This window comes from Bradyrhizobium sp. ORS 375, assembly GCF_000239775.1.
Lineage (GTDB): Bacteria > Pseudomonadota > Alphaproteobacteria > Rhizobiales > Xanthobacteraceae > Bradyrhizobium.
Genome location: NZ_CAFI01000022.1, coordinates 1 through 1,866, shown reverse-complemented (window position 1 = coordinate 1,866; position 1,866 = coordinate 1). Strand labels below are relative to the sequence as shown.

The 1,866-nt window shown below is 63.2% G+C and carries 2 protein-coding genes; both read right to left on the bottom strand.

The features are described 5' to 3' along the window. Positions 1–135: 135 nt before the first annotated feature. A complete protein-coding gene (locus BRAO375_RS01905; RefSeq protein ID WP_009025756.1) occupies positions 136–828 on the bottom strand; it encodes an amino acid ABC transporter permease in 693 nt (230 codons plus the stop codon). 1 nt (position 829) lies between these two features. Then, entirely contained in the window at positions 830–1,561 is a 732-nt protein-coding gene (locus BRAO375_RS01900) for an amino acid ABC transporter permease (protein ID WP_006612549.1), read from the bottom strand. Positions 1,562–1,866 lie beyond the last annotated feature (305 nt).

The following is a 1,866-nucleotide window of genomic DNA, read 5'->3' as shown; positions in this document are numbered from 1 at the left end:
TCCGGTCCATCGAGGGAGCATAGCCCCTCACCCGGATCGCCGCTGGACGATGCGACGCATCGCCAGCCGCGATCCGACCTCTCCCTATGGGAGAGGTGAAGGATCGCACATGTTGCAGCTTGCTCATCCTGACGACTACCTGATGATGGCGATGCGCGACTGCAGGCGGCGGACGCCGTAGGACGCGATGCAGGAGATGGTGAAGTAGACCAGGGCTGCGAACAGGTACATCTCGACCAGGCGACCGTCGCGCTGCGCGACCTTCGACGCGGCGCCGAGGAAGTCCGGGATCGAGAGCACGTAGACCAGCGAGGTGTCCTGGAACAGCACGATGGTCTGGGTCAGCAGCACCGGCAGCATGTTGCGGAACGCCTGCGGCAGCACGACGTAGCGCATGGTCTGCGCATAGGTCAGGCCGAGCGCAGAGGCCGCGGCCGGCTGCCCGCGCGAGATCGACTGGATGCCGGCGCGCATGATCTCGGAGAAGTATGCCGCCTCGAACATGATGAAGGTGATCAGCGAGGAGGCGAAGGCGCCGACCTTGATCGGGCGCGACGAGCCGGTGATCCACTGCCCGATATACGGCACCAGGAAATAGAACCAGAAGATCACCAGCACCAGCGGCAGCGAGCGCATGAAGTCGACGTAGAGGCCGGCGATCCAGCCCATCACGCGATAGCCGGAAAGGCGCATCAGCGCGATCAGCGTGCCGAAGATCAGGCCGCCCGTCGCCGACAGCGCGGTCAGCGTCAGGGTGAAGGTCATGCCGTCGATGAAGAGGTAGCTCAGCGAGCGGCGGATGACGTCGAAATCGAAATTGGCCAGCATCTCATTTGCCCGTGATGTAGCCAGGGATCGCCACCGCGCGCTCCAGGAGCCGCATGCCGATCACGACGATGATGTTGATGACGAGATACATCAGGGTCGCGGCGCTAAAGGCCTCGAACACCTGGAAGGAGAATTCCTGCATCGCGCGCGCAGCACCGGTCAGCTCGATCAGGCCGATGGTGATCGCGACCGCGCTGTTCTTGACCGTGTTGAGAAACTCCGACGTCAGCGGCGGCAGGATGATGCGGAACGCCATCGGCAGCAGCACGTAGCGATAGACTTGAAGCGTGGTCAGGCCAAGAGCCGTGGCCGCCATCTTCTGTCCCCGCGGCAGCGAGCCGATGCCGGCCGCGAGTTGCACCGCGACGCGCGCCGACATGAACAGGCCGATGCCGACGGCGGCCGTATAGAACGGCGCATTCGGCATCTGCTTCAGCCACAGGCCTGCGGCGCGCGGCAGCAGCTCCGGCAGCACGAAGAACCACAGGAACAGCTGCACGAGCAGCGGCATGTTGCGGAAGAATTCGACGTAGAGAAAGCCGATCCAGGTCGCGAGCTTGGAGGGCAGCGAGCGCAGGATGCCGACGATCGTGCCGAAGATCAGCGCGATCACCCAGGCCGACAGCGAGGTCACGATCGTGACCTTCAGCCCCGCCAGCAGCATGTCGAAATAGGTACCGGCCCCGGTCGGGTTCGGCTCCAGGAAGATGTGCCAGTTCCAGGTGTAGTTCACGGGGGTGTCCAGAAAGGGTTAGCTCGGGACTGAGCCGATGCGATCAGCTGATATGATCGGGGTCATCGGATCAAGCTCATTCCGTCCTGCTGATGCAATCAATAGGCCAGTGTTGCCCTATTCACTTCAAGTCATAGCACGACTGCCGCCGAGCCGGCAGTGCGCTCCCTCTCCCCGTTCTTCACGGGGAGACGGCTGGGGTGAGGGCAGCCACACGGGAAGTTGCCTCATGGAGCGATCACATGATGCGGATCGCATCAGCAGCCCAATCCAGAAGGTCACACCACACGCACCGCTCGTGTGGC